This window comes from Pseudomonas sp. LBUM1672, assembly GCF_059695655.1.
Genome location: NZ_CP166781.1, coordinates 5,854,193 through 5,874,809 on the forward strand (window position 1 = coordinate 5,854,193; position 20,617 = coordinate 5,874,809).

General features: G+C 60.2%; 17 protein-coding genes. 4 read left to right on the plus strand and 13 right to left on the minus strand.

Going from position 1 to position 20,617, the window contains the following annotated elements; all coding sequences use genetic code 11:
• Positions 1-220: 220 nt before the first annotated feature.
• The 3 genes from creC to rloA2 are packed head-to-tail and all read right to left on the minus strand — an operon-like array spanning position 221 to position 2,888.
• Complete coding sequence (gene creC / locus ACA053_RS26830; protein WP_497394065.1) at positions 221-1,642, minus strand: two-component system sensor histidine kinase CreC; 1,422 nt, start codon at positions 1,640-1,642, stop codon at positions 221-223.
• The gene (gene creB, locus ACA053_RS26835; RefSeq protein ID WP_497394066.1) at positions 1,642-2,322 is read right to left on the minus strand and encodes a two-component system response regulator CreB; all 681 of its coding nucleotides are present in this window, start codon (positions 2,320-2,322) and stop codon (positions 1,642-1,644) included. Before creB ends, creC begins: the two co-directional genes overlap by 1 nt.
• A gap of 59 nt (positions 2,323-2,381) precedes the next feature.
• Positions 2,382-2,888 (minus strand): retropepsin-like aspartic peptidase RloA2, encoded by a 507-nt coding sequence (rloA2, locus tag ACA053_RS26840; protein WP_109635414.1) that lies wholly within the window; start codon positions 2,886-2,888, stop codon positions 2,382-2,384.
• A gap of 336 nt (positions 2,889-3,224) precedes the next feature.
• Here rloA2 and yihG point away from each other — a divergent pair, with 336 nt between their 5' ends.
• A complete protein-coding gene (yihG, locus tag ACA053_RS26845) occupies positions 3,225-4,112 on the plus strand; it encodes a 1-acylglycerol-3-phosphate O-acyltransferase, YihG family (RefSeq protein ID WP_497394067.1) in 888 nt (295 codons plus the stop codon).
• A gap of 1 nt (position 4,113) precedes the next feature.
• On the opposite strand, the gene ACA053_RS26850 is transcribed toward yihG, so the two are convergent.
• The 9 genes from ACA053_RS26850 to ACA053_RS26890 form a co-directional block, all read right to left on the minus strand.
• A complete protein-coding gene (locus ACA053_RS26850) occupies positions 4,114-4,671 on the minus strand; it encodes a DUF2780 domain-containing protein (RefSeq protein WP_497314154.1) in 558 nt (185 codons plus the stop codon).
• A 315-nt stretch (positions 4,672-4,986) separates the two neighbouring features.
• Positions 4,987-6,186 carry a formaldehyde dehydrogenase, glutathione-independent gene (gene fdhA / locus ACA053_RS26855; protein ID WP_059407445.1) on the minus strand — a complete coding sequence of 400 codons (1,200 nt, stop codon included), beginning with the start codon at positions 6,184-6,186 and terminating at the stop codon, positions 4,987-4,989.
• 207 nt (positions 6,187-6,393) lie between these two features.
• Entirely contained in the window at positions 6,394-7,251 is an 858-nt protein-coding gene (gene purU, locus ACA053_RS26860) for a formyltetrahydrofolate deformylase (RefSeq protein WP_109635419.1), read from the minus strand.
• A gap of 200 nt (positions 7,252-7,451) precedes the next feature.
• On the minus strand, positions 7,452-8,084 hold the full coding sequence (locus ACA053_RS26865; RefSeq protein ID WP_497314156.1) for a sarcosine oxidase subunit gamma: 633 nt from the start codon (positions 8,082-8,084) through the stop codon (positions 7,452-7,454).
• A 129-nt stretch (positions 8,085-8,213) separates the two neighbouring features.
• A complete protein-coding gene (locus ACA053_RS26870; RefSeq protein ID WP_497394068.1) occupies positions 8,214-11,231 on the minus strand; it encodes a sarcosine oxidase subunit alpha in 3,018 nt (1,005 codons plus the stop codon).
• Positions 11,228-11,557, minus strand: a complete 330-nt coding sequence (locus ACA053_RS26875; protein WP_131060659.1) for a sarcosine oxidase subunit delta — start codon at positions 11,555-11,557, stop codon at positions 11,228-11,230. The genes ACA053_RS26870 and ACA053_RS26875 overlap by 4 nt, the downstream gene beginning before the upstream one ends.
• A 14-nt stretch (positions 11,558-11,571) precedes the next feature.
• The gene (locus ACA053_RS26880) at positions 11,572-12,822 is read right to left on the minus strand and encodes a sarcosine oxidase subunit beta (protein WP_007947735.1); all 1,251 of its coding nucleotides are present in this window, start codon (positions 12,820-12,822) and stop codon (positions 11,572-11,574) included.
• Positions 12,823-12,845: 23 nt separating this feature from the next.
• The gene (gene glyA / locus ACA053_RS26885; protein ID WP_109635427.1) at positions 12,846-14,099 is read right to left on the minus strand and encodes a serine hydroxymethyltransferase; all 1,254 of its coding nucleotides are present in this window, start codon (positions 14,097-14,099) and stop codon (positions 12,846-12,848) included.
• Positions 14,100-14,382: 283 nt separating this feature from the next.
• Positions 14,383-15,099 (minus strand): TraX family protein, encoded by a 717-nt coding sequence (locus ACA053_RS26890; protein ID WP_497396250.1) that lies wholly within the window; start codon positions 15,097-15,099, stop codon positions 14,383-14,385.
• A 133-nt stretch (positions 15,100-15,232) separates the two neighbouring features.
• On the opposite strand from ACA053_RS26890, the gene ACA053_RS26895 reads away from it, so the two are divergent.
• Positions 15,233-16,273 carry a threonine aldolase family protein gene (locus ACA053_RS26895; RefSeq protein ID WP_497394069.1) on the plus strand — a complete coding sequence of 347 codons (1,041 nt, stop codon included), beginning with the start codon at positions 15,233-15,235 and terminating at the stop codon, positions 16,271-16,273.
• Between the two features lie 240 nt (positions 16,274-16,513).
• Positions 16,514-17,338, plus strand: coding sequence for an SDR family oxidoreductase (locus tag ACA053_RS26900; RefSeq protein ID WP_497314162.1), 825 nt, complete (start codon positions 16,514-16,516; stop codon positions 17,336-17,338).
• A 223-nt stretch (positions 17,339-17,561) separates the two neighbouring features.
• On the opposite strand, the gene gbcB is transcribed toward ACA053_RS26900, so the two are convergent.
• On the minus strand, positions 17,562-18,662 hold the full coding sequence (gene gbcB / locus ACA053_RS26905) for a glycine betaine monooxygenase reductase subunit (protein WP_109635434.1): 1,101 nt from the start codon (positions 18,660-18,662) through the stop codon (positions 17,562-17,564).
• 283 nt (positions 18,663-18,945) lie between these two features.
• Between gbcB and gbca the strand changes: the two genes are divergently transcribed.
• Positions 18,946-20,241: a glycine betaine monooxygenase oxygenase subunit gene (gbca, locus tag ACA053_RS26910; RefSeq protein WP_109635436.1), complete on the plus strand. Its 1,296-nt coding sequence runs from the start codon at positions 18,946-18,948 to the stop codon at positions 20,239-20,241.
• The last annotated feature ends 376 nt before the right edge of the window (positions 20,242-20,617 follow it).

The following is a 20,617-nucleotide window of genomic DNA, read 5'->3' on the forward strand; positions in this document are numbered from 1 at the left end:
GGTTTTGTGGGGGGAATGTGGAGACTTTGTGGAGAGTGTTTCAGCGGAAGATCCACCCCTCACCCCAACCCTCTCCCCAGAGGGGAGAGGGGGAAAGGGAGCCGATCTTCAAGTCTTTCAAATGATGAGTCCCACTCGATATCTCAAGTCGCCAATTTTCTACATAACACATCGGTTAGTCCCCTCGCCCCCTGGGAGAGGGTTAGGGTGAGGGGTGATTCTAAGCAGGCATACACAATTTGACTTCAACACCGCCGTCAATATTGCCGATGCTCAATGTCCCGCCATGCAACTTGACCACTTCTTCCACAAAGTTAAGCCCCAACCCGGTGCTCTTGCGCCCACTGTCCGGTCGCGGCAAGGAATAGAAGCGCTCACTCAAACGCGGTAACGCATAGTCAGGAATCGCCTCAGCCTGGTTGAACAGCCTGAACTCGATTTGCTCACTGACCTTCTCGGCGCTGAACCGCAGCACGCCTTGAGAGGGAGTGAAATCCAACGCATTCTCCAGCAGGTTCCCCAACGCCTGACGCAACAGAAAAGGTTCACCATGCAGTTTCATGTCCGGCGCAATCCGCTGTTCCACACGCAACTTCTTGCCTTCGATTCGCGCGGCCTGTGCATTGAGCAACTCATCCACCAGCCCCGCCAATGGCACCGCCACCCGCTCTTCCAGCCCTTGGCGCTGCTCAACCTGGGCCAGATTCAGCAACCGTTCAATCAACTGCTGCATGCGCACACTTTCGCTGTCGATATTGCTGACGAAACGCTGCTGCTGAGCCAACGGCATTTCCCCTTGCAGTAACTCCGCAGCACCGCGAATCGCCGCCAACGGGCTCTTCAATTCATGGGTCAACGTGTGCACATAACGCTCGACGTAGGCTTTGCCTTCCAGCTGCGTTCGCATCTGTTCCACCGCCGTCGCCAGTTGCTCCAGCTCACCGCCGCGATAATGCGGCACCTCGACGCGCCGCCCTTCGCTGACGGCCTGCGCATAGACTGTCATCCGCCGTAACGCCGCACTCAACCACCACGACAACAGCGCGCCGAACAGCAGGCCCAAGCCGATCAACCCGGCGCCATAGGCGAGTAATCGACGCTCGGTGCGATCCACATAAGGCTGCAACGAGCTGTTGGGCTTGGCCACGGTGACCACACCGATGATCCGGCCGTTGTCACGAATCGGCGCGCCGACGTGCATCACCGAGGAGTTCGCATCATTGGGATCGCTGCGAGTGGAACGCGCACCGTATTCACCGCGCAACGTCAGGTAGACGTCGTTCCAGCGCGAATAATCCTGGCCCACCGCTACGCCGCTGGAATCCAGCACGACGGTGCCTTTGGCGTTGGTGACGTAGATGCGGTGGTTGACCTGGTTCTTCGGCAAACCCCAGATGCTTGCCTTAGGCTGCCGTTCGCCATAGGCCTTGAGCAGTTCGGGCCAGCGGTTCTGATTGAGGGTGCCGGCCTTGAAGTCGTCGCGCAGGATCTCGGCCATCAGGTTTGCTGTATCCACCAACGTTTCTTCGGTGGATTGACGCACCCCGGGGCGGATTTCTTCCATCACCGTGTTGAGCACGAAATAACCGGTCAGGCCGATAAACAGCACGTAGACCAGGAAGATCCGGATCCCCAACGGCATCAGCTGTGCCCCGGGCTGTAGCTGTAGCCGAGGCCGCGATGGGTCTGGATCGGTTCGGCGTCAGCCTTCACCAGTCGCAACTTGGTGCGCACGCTTTTGATGTGGCTGTCGATGCTGCGCTCGTAACCGGCATCGGCGGCGACCCCCAGCGCATCGAGCAACTGCTCGCGACTGAAGACCCGTTCGGGTTGTTCCACCAAGCATCGCAGCAGACGGAATTCGTGCCGCGTGAGGATCAATGGCTGATTGCGATAGCTGATCTGCACGCGTTCGCTGTCGATCCGAAACAGCGTCGACGAAACCTCGGCCACCGGGCGCGGCGCCATACGCTTGAGAATCGCCCGGACCCGCGCGGCGACTTCCCGGGGGCTGAACGGCTTGACCACATAGTCGTCAGCGCCGATTTCCAGGCCCACCACGCGATCGATTTCCGCATCACGGGCACTGAGGAAGATCACCGGCACTTCGCTGAAACGCCGCAGTTGCTTGCAGGTTTCAAAACCGCTGATGTCCGGCAGGCCAATGTCGAGAATGATCAGGTCGGCCGGCGTCTGGCGCTGATGCTCCAGCGCCGCCACGCCGAGGCTCAACCAGGTCGTGGTGAACCCCTCGCCCTGCAACGCGAATATCAGGGTATCGGCAATCGCCGCTTCGTCTTCAACAATCAGGATATGAGGCATGGCGTCCGAGCCCGGCAGTTAAGTGGGCGAACGGTGCCCCAAGCCTCACATTCCGTCAATCAGCAGTCGGGTTTGTCGGCGGTGAAACGTCGCGCCGGGTTTACCGCTGCGCCGAATTCACGCAAGGCCTTGGCACCGATCAGCAACGGGTAGTTGAAGCTGCTGCGGTCGGTGAGGTTGACCTCGACGGTGCGCTTGACGTTGCCCAGGCACAGCTCCAGATCGACCACCGGACGCTTGGTTGGCTCGATGGCTTCCTTGTCATCATCGTCTTCTTCGGAGCGGGTCTTGATCTTGCTGATCCGCGCGACCTTGTGCTCGTAGACCTTATTGCTCGCGTCTTTGGTGGCGAGGCGGAAACGTACCCACTCGTCGCCGTCGCGGGTGAAGGTTTCGATGTCCTTGGCCGACAGCGACGCCGTCAGGGCGCCGGTGTCCATTTTGGCTTTAAGGACTTCGCCGCCGATTTCCGGCAGCGCAATGTATTCGTAACGCCCGTACAGCGTCGGCTCAGCGGCCAGGACCGGCAGGGCCACGAGGGAAAGCAGTGCAAGGAGGGATTTCACGTAGTGGGCATCCTTTGGGAATGGGGGCGCAATGGCCGAATTCTAGACCGCAAACAACAACGATAGTTGGACGAGCACATACCTTTGTGGCGAGGGAGCTTGCTCCCGCTGGGCTGCGAAGCGGCCCCAAAGCTATGTGAATTGACTTGTCAGGAACACCGAGTTGAATGGATTTACGGCGGCTTCGCCGCCGAACGGGAGCAAGCTCCCTCGCCACAGGGATCTCATCAGGCTGCAAGCATAACGATGTAAAGGTGAAACATTCGTCACCGCCGATTTGGTCTGTCGCCCGAAGCTGCTTATCATGGCGCGCCCAAAGGCTTTCAAGAGTTACTTATGCGCCGCCTGCTCACCGGCTGTTTCGTTACCCTGCTGCTGTTGCTCAACACCCTGGTCCTGTTCGGGCCGCTGATGGTGTTTGCCCTGCTCAAACTGATCCTGCCCGGGCGGTTTCGCGACTACGCCTCATGGGCCGTCATGTGGATCGCCGAGACCTGGGCTGAAATCGACAAGCTGATTTTCCACCTGTGCATCCCCACCCAATGGGACATCCGCGGTGGCGATGACCTGCGCCGCGACACCTCGTACCTGGTGATCAGCAACCATCAATCCTGGGTCGATATCCCGGCGCTGATCCAGACGCTGAATCGCCGCACGCCATTCTTCAAGTTCTTCCTCAAGAAAGAACTGATCTGGGTGCCGTTCCTGGGCCTGGCGTGGTGGGCGCTGGATTACCCGTTCATGAAGCGCTACACCAAGGCATTCCTGGCGAAGCACCCGGAACTGGCCGGCAAGGATCTGGAAATCACCAAAGCGGCGTGCGAGTTGTACAAGCGTCAGCCGGTCACCGTGGTCAATTACCTGGAAGGCACTCGATACACCACGGCGAAAAGCGCTCAGCAGCAATCACCGTTCACCCACCTGCTCAAGCCCAAGGCCGGCGGCGTGGCGTTCGTATTGGCGGCGATGGGCGAACAGCTGGACGCCGTTCTCGATGTGACGGTGGTGTATCCGCAGCAGCAGATTCCGGGGTTTTGGGACTTGATCAGCGGCAACGTGCCGAGGGTCATCATCGACATCAAGACCCGCGAACTCGACCCGGCCCTGTGGCAAGGCGATTACGAGAACGACCCGGTGTTTCGCGAAACGATCCAGAACTGGGTCAACCAGCTCTGGATCGAAAAGGATCAACGCATCGACGCCTTGCGCGCCGAACGCCGCTGAATCAACTACCGGTGCCGGCGCCCCAGATCCCGCCCAGGCTTTCCAGCAGCGAACCGCCGACGCCCTGCTGACCCAGGAATTGTAAAAGCACCGGGGCAAACTGACCGATCATGCCGCTGTCCATGCCCAACGCGCTGAAAGCGTTGTTCAGGTCATTGGTGTTTTTCACGCTGCCCAAGGCGTTTTCCAGACCGGCCGATTTACCGGACGATCCGAGCAATCCAGCGAGGGCGCCAAGCTCACCGCCGCCGGACAGCTTGTCGATACCCGGTACGCTTTTCGCCAATTCCGAATAGTCGGTCGAGCTCAACTGATTCTTGGCCAGCCCCAACATCGCCGCGGTGCCGCCGACGGCTTGCTCGGGTTTGACGTTCAACTGCGAAGTCAGCGCGCCCAGCAACCCGGCGGTTTCCTGCGTCGGCGCGGCGGCAGTGGCGGCGTTACCGCCCTGCATGCTCGCGGCCGCTTTGGTCACATCTTCCAGGCTGAAACCGGCGAAGACCGGACTGGCCGCGAGGGTCATCAGCGAAGCCAGTGCAAAACCGCGTGAAATCTTCATCCAGACATCCTCTTGCGCCATGAAAACCGCCCGTGTGTGAGCGGGAAAACTGCCGGTTTGACAGGGGTTTGCTGGGCAATGTTCCTTGCTGCCGCATTTTTACCCCGTTCACACACCTGTGGAGAGGGAGCTTGCTCCCGTTTGGCGGCTAAGCTGTCGCGAAACTGTCAGACACGTTGTGTCTTACAGATAGAAATCACAGCGTTTCGAGCCGCTTCGCAGCTCAACGGGAGCAAGCTCCCCCGCCACAGGGTTGATGTAAAACATCAACAAAAACGGCGACCCTCGGGTCGCCGTTTTGCATTGCGTGAAGGCTTACGCCGCGCTGAACAGTTTGTGCGGATCAATCACAAACTTCTTCGGCACGCCCGCATCGAACTCGCCATAGCCTTGTGGTGCCTGATCCAGGCTGATCACCTGAACGCCCACCACTTCGGCGATGTTGATGCGGTCCCACATGATCGCCTGCATCAGCTGGCGGTTGTACTTCATCACTGGCGTCTGGCCGGTGTGGAAGCTGTGGGATTTTGCCCAGCCCAGGCCGAAGCGGATGCTCAGGCTGCCCATTTTTGCGGCGGCATCTACTGCACCTGGATCTTCGGTCACGTACAGGCCCGGGATACCGATTTTGCCGGCAACCCGCACAACGCCCATCAGCGAGTTGAGCACGGTGGCCGGGGCCTCGTGTTTCACGCCGTCATGGCCGTGGCCGCGCGCTTCGAAGCCTACGGCGTCGACGGCGCAATCCACTTCTGGTTCGCCCAGCAGTGCAGCGATTTGTTCATGCAGCGGGGTGTCAAGGGACAGGTCGGCGATTTCGAAACCCTGCGCCTTGGCGTGTGCCAGGCGGACAGTGTTGACGTCGCCGATGATCACTACCGCAGCGCCCAACAGGCGAGCGGAAGCGGCCGCGGCCAGACCGACAGGACCGGCACCGGCGATGTATACGGTGCTGCCCGGGCCAACGCCGGCAGTGACTGCTCCGTGGTAACCGGTGGGCAGGATGTCGGAGAGGCAGGTCAGGTCGCGGATTTTTTCCATCGCGCGATCGCGATCAGGCAGTTTCAGCAGGTTGAAGTCAGCGTACGGCACCATCGCGTATTCAGCCTGGCCGCCGGTCCAGTCGCCCATGTCGACATAACCGTAGGCGCCGCCCGGACGCGCCGGGTTAACGCTGAGGCAGACACCGGTGTGCATCTCTTTGCAGGAACGGCAGCGCCCGCAAGCGACGTTGAACGGTACGGACACCAGGTCGCCGATCTGCAGGTTCTCGACGTCGCTGCCCTTCTCGATCACTTCACCGGTGATTTCGTGGCCCAGCACCAGGCCGGTTTGAGCGGTGGTACGACCGCGCACCATGTGCTGATCGGAACCACAGATGTTGGTGGAAACTACGCGCAGGATGACAGCGTGATTAATCTTCCTGCCACGCGGGTCCTGCATTTTCGGATATTCGATATTCTGTACTTCGACCTTGCCAGCGCCGAGATACACCACACCACGATTGCCAGACATGCTTTCACCTCGCTGTTGTTTTTATGTAGCGGTCGCGTCGCCATGGAGCGGCGGCGCGTTGATTGCTCGGGTACAGATGCTGTTTATGTGTTGCTTGTAATGGCCTCATCGCTAGCAGGCTAGCTCCCACAGTTGATCTTTGGTGTGACCGAGATCTGTGGGCAGACACAAATCCCCTGTGGGAGCTGGCCTGCCAGCGATGGCGATCTAAAGAACGACGGTTCTGTTCGCGTTGAGAAACACTCTTCGCTCGATGTGATAACCAACGGCCCGGGCCAAGGTCAGCCCTTCGATATCCCGCCCTTTGGCGATCAAATCTTCCGGGTAATGACTGTGATCCACGGCCTCCACGCCCTGGGCAATGATCGGGCCTTCGTCCAGGTCGTTGTTGATGTAGTGCGCCGTCGCGCCGACCAGTTTCACGCCCTTGTTGTAGGCCTGGTGATAAGGCTTGGCGCCCTTGAAACCCGGCAGCAGGGAGTGATGGATGTTGATCGCCTTGCCGTCGAGTTTGCGGCACAGCTCCGGCGACAGGACTTGCATGTAACGGGCAAGGATCACCAGTTCGGCGCCGGACTCTTCGATCACCTGCCAGACCTGACGCTCCTGCGACGGCTTGTCGTTCGGGTCCAGCGGGAAGTGGTAATACGGAATCTGGTGCCAGTCGGCCAACGGCTTGAGGTCCGGGTGGTTGGAAACCACGGCGGCCACGTCCATCGACAACTGGCCGATGCGCTGGCGGTAGAGCAAATCGTTGAGGCAGTGATCGGCCTTGGAAACCATGATCACCACTTTTGGCCGGTAGTTCGGCTCGGTCAGCTCGAAGACCATGCCGAAGGCTTGACCACGTTCCGCCAAACCTGCGCGGAAGGCTTGTTCGTCGAAGCCGTCAGGCTGGCGGAATTCCACGCGAATGAAGAAACGGCCCGAAAGCCGGTCATCGAAGGAATGGTGCTCGGTGACGTAGCAGCCCTGCTCGAACAGAAAGCGGGTCACCGCGTCCACGGTGCCGAGAACGCTTGGGCAGTCGGCGGTCAGAATCCATGTGTCTGGGGCGCGGCTCATAGTGCGGTGACTCCTGTTCGAAAATACCTGCACAACTTCAAGGCTGTGCAGGATCCTGTGGCGAGGGGATTTATCCCCGTTCGGCTGCGAAGCAGTCGTAAAACCAATCGATACGGTTTAACTGATGGACTTTGGGGCCGCTTCGCAGCCCAACGGGGATAAAGCCCCTCACCACAAAAGCCCCTAGCCACAAACGATCATTACGCCTGAACGCTAAGGCCGTATTCGGCAGCAGCATCCTGCAACCACAACCACCAGTAATCCGAGAAGCTGCGACGGATCAGCAGTTCCCAGGTGTCTTCGGCGGTGTGGCGGATCACCAGTTGCGACTTGGCGAACACGGTGCCGACTGCCTTGCCCACCGGGAAGCTGTTGGGGTGCACGTCGTAGCTGGTGGATTTCATCAGCACCTGGCGCACATTCGGGCCGCTCAGTTCGAGGATCTGCTGGCCGCCGCTGACGTTGGTGATCGCAATATGCAGATCGCCCAGCGCTTCACGCAGTTTTTGCTCGGCGGCGAATTCTTCACCGGTCGGCACGATCAGCAGCCATTCATCCGGCCCCATCCATTGCAGGCTGGTTTCGCCTTTGACCACGACGGTCAGCGCACCTGGCAGCTCGATGCCGAGGGCCTTGTGCACGCCAGCGGCGAAGGCAGCATCATGGCCATCGCCACGAATGGTCAGGTGACCGAGGAGTTTTTTCTCACGCACGATCACGCCGGCGCTTTTGCGGCCCTTGCCCACCAGGCTGGCGAGGTCGGCATGATGCAGCGACGACTCGGCCTTGGCCCCGGTGGTTGGGCGTTGTTGGTACACATTGGCTGCGGTCATAAAGCACCTTTCCTGAATTCGTGTGCCCTGTGGGAGCGGGCTTGCCCGCGATGGGAGCGACGCGTTCTGCCTGAAGCACCGCGTTATCGTTCATCGCGGGCAAGCCACGCTCCCACAGGTACTGTGGTGTTACACGTTCTGGCGATCGCCTTTCGGATCGAAGAACACCGAAGACACAATTTCCGCCTCGATCACGCTGCCATCCGCCAGCGGTGCGAACACCCGCTCACCGATGCGCTTCAAACCGCCCTTCACCACGCCCATGGCAAACGAATAGCCCAGGGAGTTGTGCAGGTAGCTGGAAGTGACGTGACCGACCATCGTCATCGGAATCGTCTGCTTGGTGTTGAACACCAGTTGTGCCCCTTCCGGCAGCCATTTGGTCGGATCGATCGGCTTCAGGCCCACCAGCTGTTTGCGCTGGTCACGCACGCAGTCTTCGCGGTTCATGCCACGCTGGCCGATCCACGAAAACGGTTTGGTGCGACCGACACACCAGCCCATGTTCAGGTCGTCCGGGGTCATCGAGCCGTCGGTGTCCTGACCGACGATGATGAAGCCTTTCTCGGCCCGCAGAATGTGCATGGTTTCAGTGCCATACGGGGTCAGGTTGTACTGCTTGCCGGCCTCGACGATTTTCTCGAGAACGCCCATCGCATAGTCGGCTTGCACGTTGACTTCGTACGACAGCTCACCGGTAAACGAAATCCGGAAAATCCGCGCCGGCACACCGCCGACCAGCGCTTCTTTCCAGGTCATGAACGGGAAGGCTTCGTTGCTCAGATCGGCGTCGGTCACTTCGCTGAGCAGCTTGCGGCTGTTCGGCCCGGACAGGGTCATGGTTGCCCAGTGATCCGTCACGGACGTGAAGTACACCTTCAGGTCTGGCCATTCGGTCTGATGGTAGATTTCCAGCCATTGCAGCACGCGTGCAGCGCCGCCGGTGGTGGTGGTCATCACGAAATGGTTGTCGGCCAGGCATGCAGTCACGCCGTCGTCGAACACCATGCCGTCTTCTTTACACATCAGGCCGTAACGCGCCTTGCCCACATCGAGCTTGGTCCAGGCGTTGGTGTAGATGCGGTTGAGGAACTCGCGGGTGTCCGGGCCCTGGATGTCGATCTTGCCCAGGGTCGAAGCGTCCAGCAGGCCGACGCTGTCGCGCACGGCTTTGCATTCGCGTTTTACGGCAGCGTGAATGTCTTCACCGTTTTTCGGGAAGTACCAAGGACGCTTCCACTGACCGACGTCTTCAAACTCGGCGCCGTTCTTCACGTGCCAGTGATGCAGCGCGGTGTGACGCACAGGTTCGAAGATGTGCCCACAGTGACGACCGGCCACGGCGCCGAAGGTCACCGGCGTGTAGTTCGGGCGGAACATGGTGGTGCCCATCTGCGGGATGGTCACGTTCAGCGAACGGGCGGCGATGGCCAGGCCGTTGACGTTGCCGAGTTTGCCCTGGTCGGTACCGAAGCCCAGTGCGGTGTAGCGTTTGACGTGCTCGACCGACTCGAAGCCTTCGCGGGTCGCCAGTTCAATGGCGGCGGAAGTGACGTCGTTTTGCAGGTCGACGAATTGCTTGGGCCCGCGCGCGGTGCCTTTTTCATGCGGCACTTGGAACAGCGCCAGGGTGGGCTCTTCGAGACGGCTCAGGGCTTTCGGCAACGTGCCTTCGACCACGCTGAAACCGGTTTCGCTGGCTGCGCGAGCGCCGCCTTCAAAACCATCGGCCAACGAATCACCGAGGCCATAGACGCCGTTGATGCCACCGACGCACACGCGTTTCTGCGGTGCTTCGCCCGGTACGAATCCGAGGATGTCTTCACGCCAGGTCGGCTTGCCGCCCAAGTGCGAAGCCAAGTGAACCACCGGGCTGTAACCGCCGGAGCTGGCGATCAAATCGCAATCGAGCCACTCGCCAGGACTGGTCACGGCGTGTGCTTTGACATCGATCGCGGCGACGCGAGCGGCGGTCACGTGTTTGCTGCCACGGGCCTCGATCACGGCGCTGCCGGTCAGGATGCGAATGCCTTTGGCGCGTGCTTCTTCAACCAGCGCTCCACGCGGATTGCTGCGGGCGTCGGCGATAGCCACGACTTGCAGGCTGGCGTCGAGCCAATCCAGCGCTACGCGGTAGGCGTGATCGTTGTTGGTCGACAGCACCAGTTTTTTGCCCGGTGCCACGCCGTAACGGCGCACGTAAGTCGACACAGCGCCGGCGAGCATGTTGCCCGGCACGTCGTTGTTGCCGTAAACCAATGGACGCTCGCAAGCACCAGTCGCCAGCACCACACGTTTGGCGCGAACCCGGTGGATGCGCTGACGCACCTGGCCAATCGGGGCGCGGTCGCCGAGGTGATCGGTCAGGCGCTCATGAATGGTCAGGAAGTTATGGTCGTGGTAACCGTTGACCGTGGCGCGCGGCAACAGCAGCACGTCCGGGGTGTCTTTCAGCTCGGCGATGACGCTGGCGACCCACTCGGCCGCTGGTTTGCCGTCGAGGCTTTCGCGGGAGTCGAGCAGGCTGCCGCCGAACTCTTCCTGCTCATCGGCCAGGATTACGCGAGCACCGCTGCGCGCAGCCGCCAAAGCAGCGGCCAGGCCAGCAGGGCCACCGCCGACGATCAGCACGTCGCAGTGCTGGTTCATGTAGTCGTAGGTGTCCGGATCGTTTTCGGTCGGCGAGCGGCCTAAACCTGCGGCCTTACGAATGTACTTCTCGTAAGTCATCCAGAACGATTGCGGGTACATGAAGGTTTTGTAGTAGAAGCCCGGCGGCATCAGCTTGCCGCCGACCTTGCCGAGAATCCCCATCATGTCGTTGTTCACGCTCGGCCAGCCGTTGGTGCTGGTGGCGACCAGACCTTGGTACAGCGCTTGTTGCGTGGCACGTACGTTCGGGATCTGCGTAGCTTCGGTCGCGCCGATCTGCAGCACGGCGTTGGGCTCTTCGGCGCCGGCAGCGAAGATGCCGCGCGGACGCGAATACTTGAAGCTGCGACCGATGATGTCGACACCGTTGGCCAACAGGGCAGCGGCCAGCGAATCGCCTTCAAAGCCTTTGTAGACCTGGCCGTTGAAGGTGAAGCTCAACACTTTGTTGCGGTCGATCCGTCCACCGTTGGACAGGCGATTGATCTGGCTCATACCTTCTCTCCCAGAGCCGTCGTGGCCGCTTTCGGGCTATCGGTCTTGTCGGTGAACTGCGGCTTGGCGCCGATCTTGTAGGTCTCGAGAATCTCGTAGGTCACGGTGTCGCGGGTGGCGTTGAAATACTGACGGCAACCGGCGACGTGATCCCACAGCTCGTGGTGCAGACCGCGAGGGTTATCGCGGAAGAACATGTAGTCGCCCCACTCCTCGTCGGTGCAGGTGGTCGGATCCAGTGGGCGCGGGATGTGCGCCTGGCCGGATGCGTGGAATTCCTCTTCGGAGCGCAGTTCGCCGCAGTGAGGACAGAAGATATGCAACATAGGGATTTCTCCTGTTAGTGGGCAACCGCAGCAGCGCCGTGTTCATCGATCAACGCACCGTTGTGGAAACGGTCGATGGAGAAAGGTGCGGCCAATGGGTGCATTTCACCCTTGGCCAGGCTTGCGGCAAACACGTTGCCCGAGCCAGGTGTTGCCTTGAAGCCGCCGGTGCCCCAACCGCAGTTGAAGAACATGTTCGGGACCGGGGTTTTCGAAATGATCGGGCATGCATCCGGCGTGGTGTCGACGATGCCGCCCCACTGACGGTTCATGCGTACGCGCGACAGCACCGGGAACATCTCGACGATGGCCTGGATGGTGTGCTCGATCACCGGGTACGAACCACGCTGGCCGTAGCCGTTGTAGCCGTCGATACCGGCGCCGATCACCAGGTCGCCCTTGTCGGACTGGCTGATGTAACCGTGTACGGCGTTGGACATGATCACGCTGTCGATAATCGGCTTGATCGGCTCGGACACCAGCGCTTGCAGCGGGTGCGATTCGATCGGCAGACGGAAACCGGCGAGCTTGGCCATGTGCCCGGAGTTACCGGCGGTCACCACACCGACGCGCTTGGCGCCGATGAAGCCCTTGTTGGTTTCAACACCGATGCACACACCGTTTTCCTTGCGGAAGCCGATCACTTCGGTCTGTTGAATCAAGTCCACGCCCAAGGCGTCAGCGGCACGGGCAAAGCCCCACGCCACGGCATCGTGACGGGCCACGCCGCCGCGACGCTGGACGGTTGCGCCCATCACCGGGTAGCGCGTGTTCTTGGAGCAGTCGAGGTACGGGATCTCGTCGGCCACTTGCTTGGCATCGAGCAGTTCGCCGTCCACGCCGTTGAGGCGGTTGGCGCTGACCCGACGCTCGGAATCACGAATGTCTTGCAGGGTGTGGCACAGGTTGTAAACGCCACGCTGGGAGAACATCACGTTGTAGTTCAGGTCCTGGGACAGGCCTTCCCACAATTTCATCGCGTGTTCGTACAGGTGCGCCGACTCGTCCCACAGGTAGTTGGAGCGAACGATGGTGGTGTTGCGCGCGGTGTTACCGCCGCCCAGCCAGCCTTTTTCGACCACGGCCACGTTGGTGATGCCGTGTTCCTTGGCCAGGTAGTAAGCGGTCGCCAGACCATGCCCGCCACCGCCGACGATGACCACGTCATAGACCTTTTTAGGGGTCGGCGTGCGCCACATCTTCTGCCAGTTTTCGTGATGGCTGAGGGAGTGTTTGAAGAGGCCGAAGCCTGAGTAGCGTTGCATAGTCATTTACTCCAAAACCGCGCTCAGCGATAAACCGGGAAGTCCGCGCACAGGGCCGACACTTGCTGGGCAACATTCGCTTCCACATCGGCGTCGCCGAGGTTGTCGAGGATGTCGCAGATCCAGCCGGCCAGCGTGACGCACTGGGTCACCTTGAAGCCGCGCGTGGTCACCGCCGGGGTGCCGATGCGCAGGCCGGAGGTGACGAACGGCGACTGTGGATCGTTCGGGACAGCGTTCTTGTTCACAGTGATGTGGGCGCGACCGAGTGCTGCGTCCGCCTCTTTGCCGGTGAGGCCCTGACGGATCAGGCTGACCAGGAACAGGTGGTTATCGGTGCCGCCGGACACTACATCGTAGCCGCGTTTGATAAACACGCCGGCCATGGCCTGGGCGTTGTCGATCACTTGTTGCTGATAGGCCTTGAAACCAGGTTCCAACGCTTCCTTGAAGCACACCGCTTTACCCGCGATCACGTGCATCAGCGGGCCGCCCTGGGCACCCGGGAACACAGCCGCGTTGAGCTTCTTCTCGATTTCTTCGTTGGCCTTGCACAGGATCAGGCCGCCACGTGGACCGCGCAGGGTCTTGTGGGTAGTGGTGGTGACCACATCGGCGTACGGCAGCGGGTTCGGGTACAGGCCGGCAGCGACCAGACCGGCGACGTGGGCCATGTCGACGAACAGCAGCGCACCGACCTTGTCGGCGATCTGACGGAAACGCGGGAAGTCGAGGGTCTTGGAGTAAGCCGAGAAGCCGGCAACGATCATCTTCGGCTTGCATTCGACGGCCAGGCGCTCGACTTCGTCGTAGTCGATCAGCCCGGTCTTGGTGTCGATGCCGTACTGCACGGCGTTGTACAGCTTGCCTGAGGACGACACTTTGGCGCCGTGGGTCAGGTGACCACCGTGGGCCAGGCTCATGCCCAGGATGGTGTCGCCCGCCTGGATTAGTGCCAGATAAACGGCGCTGTTGGCCGAGGAACCGGAGTGCGGCTGGACGTTGGCGTAATCGGCGCCGAACAGTTGCTTGGCGCGTTCGATGGCCAGGGCTTCAACCTTGTCGACGTGCTCGCAGCCACCGTAGTAGCGCTTGCCCGGATAACCTTCGGCGTATTTGTTGGTCAGGCCACTGCCTTGCGCTTCCATGACGCGTTTGCTGGTGTAGTTCTCTGACGCGATCAGCTCGATGTGATCTTCCTGGCGTTGCTCCTCGGCATTCATCGCCGCCAGCAGTGCATCGTCGTAACCCTGGATCTGGTCTTGCTTGCTGAACATCGCGTCTCTCCCAGCGGCATCTATGCGCCATTCGTCTCGGTAAGGCACCGGTGTTTCGACAGTGCCCTTTGATGCGATGGTATGACCGGCGCAGACAGGCCAAATGCCTACGGACGCCACGCAAAGGTGCGTTTACGACATGGGCTGAAATGGACGCATCTGACTCGATCGCAAGATCAACATAGATCCTTGTGGGAGCGGGCTTGCCCGCGATGGCGGTGGGTCAGCCGACATCAATGCTGGATGTGACGCCGTCATCGCGGGCAAGCCCGCTCCCACAGGGTTATGCGGCGATATTGCGGACGAGTAACAGAAGCAAAAAATGCAGCGGATATAAGGCATACGCCCAACGTCGCATTGGCGGCGGCTTGAGATGTTTGGCATGTCGCAACAAGACCAGCCCCAGCAATGGCGCAATCAGACAAGCAGCGATGCCAAGGATCGCGGCACCATTACCGAAACGCGCGGAGTAAAACAGCACCTCCCATTGATTGGCCGCCAGGCACACCAGCCCCGGCAACAGGCTGAAATACCAGGGCCGCCTGATCACCAGCAGCATCGCCAGCGGCAGCAGCACGCCGAAAAAACCGAACATCAGCCACTGCGGAAAAAGCGCCGCCAGCACCAGGGCGCCAACCGCGAGCAATCGCGATTGCAGCGTCCTGCCCTGCCAGCCACGCGCCACCAACAACCCCAGCGCCAACGTAGGCATCACGTTCAACGTGTCGGGATCAGGTATGAACAGCCGATACGGAATTTCACTGATGGCGCTGAGCAGCAGCAACCAACCCAGATATCGCCACTGGCCGCCGGTTGTCACTGTGCGGCTCCGCGTCAGGTTGGCCGCCATCGCCAGACAAAACCACGGAAACGCCATCCGTCCCGGCACATACAGCAGATCGACGGAATAACCGATATATCGCAGGTGATCGAGCACCATGCTCAATAGCGCCAGCCACTTGAGCAGATCCAGTGCCCCATCCCTTTGCGTCATGTGCATAATTGCCCGTCGTCTTTGTATTGTTCTGTCAGACGCATCCCGTGTGCTCCCCGGATGATCTTCGGTAAAGTGCGCACCATCATTGACCACGAGACGCTTCACCATAAGCGTCTCGACCACGGAAAGCAGGGCCATGACCGATAAGAGCCAACAATTCGCCAGCGACAACTATTCCGGTATCTGCCCTGAAGCCTGGGCTGCCATGGAACAGGCCAACCACGGCCACCAACGCGCTTACGGCGACGATGAATGGACCGCTCGCGCGTCCGATGATTTCCGCAAACTGTTCGAAACCGACTGCGAAGTGTTCTTCGCCTTCAACGGCACCGCGGCCAACTCGCTGGCCCTGTCGTCGCTGTGCCAGAGTTACCACAGCGTGATCTGCTCGGAAACCGCCCACGTCGAAACCGACGAGTGCGGCGCGCCGGAATTTTTCTCCAACGGTTCCAAGCTGCTGATTGCCCGCACAGAAAACGGCAAGCTGACCCCGGAATCGATCCGCGAAGTCGCCCTCAAGCGCCAGGACATCCACTACCCGAAACCCCGCGTCGTGACCCTGACCCAGGCCACCGAAGTTGGCAGCGTCTACACCCCTGAAGAAATCCGCGCCATCAGCGCCACCTGCAAAGAGCTGGGCCTGAACCTGCACATGGACGGCGCGCGCTTCTCCAACGCCTGCGCATTCCTCGGTTGCTCGCCAGCGGACCTGACCTGGAAAGCCGGCGTCGACGTACTGTGCTTCGGCGGCACGAAAAACGGCATGGCGGTGGGCGAGGCGATCCTGTTCTTCAACCACAAACTGGCCGAAGACTTCGACTACCGCTGCAAACAGGCCGGGCAACTGGCCTCGAAGATGCGTTTCCTGTCGGCACCGTGGGTCGGGATCCTGGAAAACGACGCCTGGCTCAAATACGCCAAACACGCCAACCATTGCGCGCAACTGCTGGCGGAACTGGTCAGCGACATCCCCGGCGTGGAACTGATGTTCCCGGTGCAGGCCAACGGCGTGTTCCTGCAACTCTCGGAACCGGCCATCGCCGCGCTGACGGCCAAGGGCTGGCGCTTCTACACCTTCATCGGCAACGGCGGCGCACGCTTCATGTGCTCGTGGGACACCGAAGAAGAACGCGTCCGGGAATTGGCAGCGGATATCCGCGAAGTCATGTCGGCCTGATAACCCGATCCCCTGTGGTGAGGGGATTTATCCCCGTTCGGCGGCGCAGCCGTCGTAAAACCAGCCAATGCGGTCTGCCAGACAGACCGCGTTCTCAGTATTTGGGGCCGCTTCGCAGCCCAACGGGGATAAATCCCCTCGCCACAAGGGCGCTCCTCCGCTCCCCCCGCCCGCGCAGCTCCATCGTCTACATTGTTTGTCGAGCCCTCCGCTCAGACAACAATAACCAGGAGCGTACGCATGTCCTTACAAGGCAAAACCCTGTTCATCACCGGCGCCAGTCGCGGGATTGGTCGTGAGATCGCGCTGCGGGCCGCGCGGGACGGGGCCAATATTGTGATTGCCGCGAAAAGTGCCGCGCCTCACCCCAAATTGCCGGGGACGATTTTCAGCGTGGCGCAGGAAGTTGAAGCGGCGGGCGGCAAGGCGTTGGCTTTGCAGGTGGACGTGCGCGATGAGGTCGCGGTGCGTGACGCACTGGCCCAGGCCAACGAGCATTTCGGCGCTATCGATGCACTGATCAACAACGCCGGCGCGATCAAGTTGACTGGCGTCCAACACATCGAGCTCAAACGCTTCGACCTGATGCACCAGATCAACACCCGCGCCGTTCTCCTGTGCAGCCAGGCTGCTTTGCCCTATCTGAAAAAATCCAGCGGCCACATCCTCAACCTGTCGCCGCCGCTGAATCTGGCGAGCAAATGGTTCGCCCAGTACAGCCCCTACACCGTGACCAAATACGGCATGAGCATGCTGACGGTGGGCATGAGCGAGGAATTTGCCAGTTACGGCATCAGCGTCAACTCGCTGTGGCCGCAGACCATGATCGCCACGGCGGCGATCGAGTTTCAGCTGGGTTCACGGGAGTCGTTCAAACATGCGCGCACGCCCGCGATCATGGCGGATGCAGCCCATGTCATTCTGGACAGCAGCGGTCGCAGCATCACCGGGCGGTTGCTGATTGATGAGGAAATTCTGGGTGAGAACGGGGTGACGGATTTTGAAAGGTATCGGTTTGCGCCTGACACCACCGAGCCGCTGATGCCGGACCTGTTTGTTGGTTGAGTGATTTAGGGTGTCAGTTAAATCCGCCCCTAACCCTAACCCTCTCCCCAAAGGGGCGAGGGGACTGACCGAGGCGTTCTTGGAGCTACATCGACCTGAAATATCGGAGTCGAACTCAGGCTCTGAAACCAACGCAGATCTACTCCCTTTCCCCTCTCCCCACTGGGGAGAGGGCTGGGGTGAGGGGGTGGATCTTGAAGTTAATTAACCTTCCAGCCTCAAATCAAAACTCGATCCGCACATCACCCTTCGGCACGCTGCAGCACGACAGGATGTAGCCCTCGGCTTCGTCTTCCTCGGTAATCCCGCCGTTGTGGTCCATTTCGACCTCGCCCCCCAGCTTCAGCACCTTGCACGTTCCGCAGATGCCCATCCCGCAGGCCTTCGGGATCAGCAGGCCGAGCTTGGCCGCCGCCGCATGCACGGTTTCACCCGGGGCCACGCGAATGCTCTTGCCGGACGAGATAAATTCGACTTGATGCAGGTCCGCCAGATCGACTTCCGGCGCGTCCGCAGCAATTTCGGCCTGTTCCACCGCATCCGCACGGGCTTCCGGCGGCGTGGCACCGAACGATTCCTCGTGATAACGCGACATGTCGAAGCCGACTGCTTCGAGCATGCGCTTGACCGCGTTCATGTACGGCGTCGGGCCGCAGCAGAACACTTCGCGCTCCATGAAGTCCGGGGACATCAGTTCGAGCATCTTGTGGTTCAGGTAACCACGATAACCGGCCCACGGTTCGCCCAGACCATGCTTCTCGCAGATCAGGTGCAGGCTGAAGTTATCGATCCGCGACGCCATGTGTTCCAGTTCGCGGTGGTAAATGATGTCTTTGGGCGAACGGGCGCTGTGGATAAACACCATGTCGACGTTGCCGTTGGTGTCGTAGAACCAGCGCGCCATGGACATGACCGGCGTGATGCCGACGCCGCCGCTGAGGTACAAAACCTTCGGCGCAGTGAAGTCCATGGCGTTGAACAGCCCGACCGGCCCGTGCACCGCCAGCTCCTGGCCTTCGTGCAAGGTGTCGTGCAGCCAGTTCGAGACCTTGCCGCCCGGCACGCGCTTGATCGTCACCGAAAAGCTGTACGGCACCGACGGCGAGCTGGAAATGGTGTAGGAGCGCATGATCGGCACGCCTTCGATTTCCAGCTCCAGGGTGACGAATTGCCCCGGCTTGAAGAAGAACAGAATCGGCTGGTCAGCCATAAAGCAGAAGGTGCGCACATCCCAGGTTTCCTGGATGACTTTGACGCAACGGACGATGTGTCGACCGTTGGCCCAGGTCTGGGTGGTTACCGGATTCAGGAAGCTGTTGGACATGCTGTTCTCCACCGCCGATGGTCGGCCTTATGTTGGCGATTCTGCGTATAGCGCAGAACACCCATTTACCTATCTGCGACATTCACATACTTATCGCGACCAGCCCGCATCTACCGGGGGTTGCGCGTCGGGAACAGATTGGGCCATGTCGCCCATGGATAAGGTTCTGCCCAGCGCCGGCCCCACACTCGCTCCATACCAAGACACAATCTTTACACCTTGCGTAGCAAACCTGATTAGCCACTTTCGCCGGCCACACAGAATGGCCTTGAGGATCAAATCGATGGACGTCACCGCAAAAATCAGCCTGGGCGATCCGCTGGAACCCGCACGCAAGGCCACCGCGCAGATGCTGCAAGAGCGCGAGCGCACTTTCTCGCTGCCGCAGCCGTTTTACTCTGACGAGCGGCTGTTTGATATCGATATGCAGGAGATCTTCCAGAAAGAGTGGTTGATCGCCGGCATGGCCTGCGAAATCCCGACCAAGGGCAACTACCTGACCCTGCAAGTCGGCAAGAACCCGATCATCGTGATTCGCGGCGCCGAAGGCGTGATCCATGCGTTCCACAACGTCTGCCGTCACCGCGGTTCGCGGCTGTGCACCAGTGAAAAAGGCAAGGTCGCCAAGCTGGTCTGCCATTACCACCAGTGGACGTATGAACTGGACGGTCGCCTGTTGTTCGCCGGCACCGAGATGGGCGCCGACTTCGACATGAAGCAGTACGGCCTCAAGCCGGTGAACGTGAAGACGGCCGGCGGCTACATCTTCATCAGCCTGTCGGAAAATCCGCCAGCCATTGATGACTTCCTGTCGACGCTGAACCATTACATGGAACCGTACGACATGGAGAACACCAAGGTGGCGATTACCACCACCTTGATGGAAAAGGCCAACTGGAAACTGGTGCTGGAAAACAACCGCGAGTGCTACCACTGCAACGCGTCGCACCCGGAGCTGCTGAAAACCCTGCTGGAATGGGATGACGTTACCGACCCGCGTGCCGACCAGGCCTTCAAGGACCACGTCGCCGCCTCCGCCGCTGCCTGGGAAGCCGAGAAGATTCCTTACGCCCACGCCAGCTTCGGCCTGCGTAACCGCATCGTGCGCATGCCGCTGCTCAAGGGCACCGTGTCGATGACCCTGGACGGCAAACAGGGCTGCGCCAAACTCATGGGCCGCATCAAGAACCCGGACCTGGGCTCGATGCGCATCCTGCACCTGCCGCACTCGTGGAACCACTGCATGGGCGACCACATCATCGTGTTCACGGTGTGGCCGATCAGCGCTCAGGAAACCATGGTCACCACCAAGTGGATCGTGCACAAGGATGCGGTTGAAGGTGTGGACTACGACGTGGATCGCATGCGTCAGGTCTGGGATGCGACCAACGACCAGGACCGTCGTCTGGCTGAAGAGAACCAGCGCGGGATCAACTCCACGGCGTACCAGCCAGGGCCTTACTCGAAGACCTATGAGTTTGGCGTGGTGAACTTTGTGGACTGGTACAGCGAGCGTCTGCTGAACAACCTCGGGGCCGAGCCTGCGCCTTACCTCAAAGGCGTTCCGGTTCAAGGCTGACCGATCCGCTGAGACAAAAAACCGCGAACATGTTTCGCGGTTTTTTTATTGTTCAAATTTCGACCAATCGCTTTAGAGCTGCCACTGGCATGGGGCTGTAGAGGTTCGCAAACAAGTTATCCACACCTTCGCCCACAGCAAATGGGGACAAGTGTGGATTTGCTCAAATCTTTCTCTTCATAAAGTGAATAAAAACCGTGACTTATCCAGAAGCAGGGTTTTGAACAGCGATTGGTTGTTTTTTGATCTATAGCTTGTAAGGCACGTTATACGTGGCTTGCAGCGGATGGCGAACACCTTATCCACAGAAGCGCCAACAGACTTTGGGGGCAACTTTACCGGATCTGTGGAAAACCCTTGAAAACCGCGAAATTTC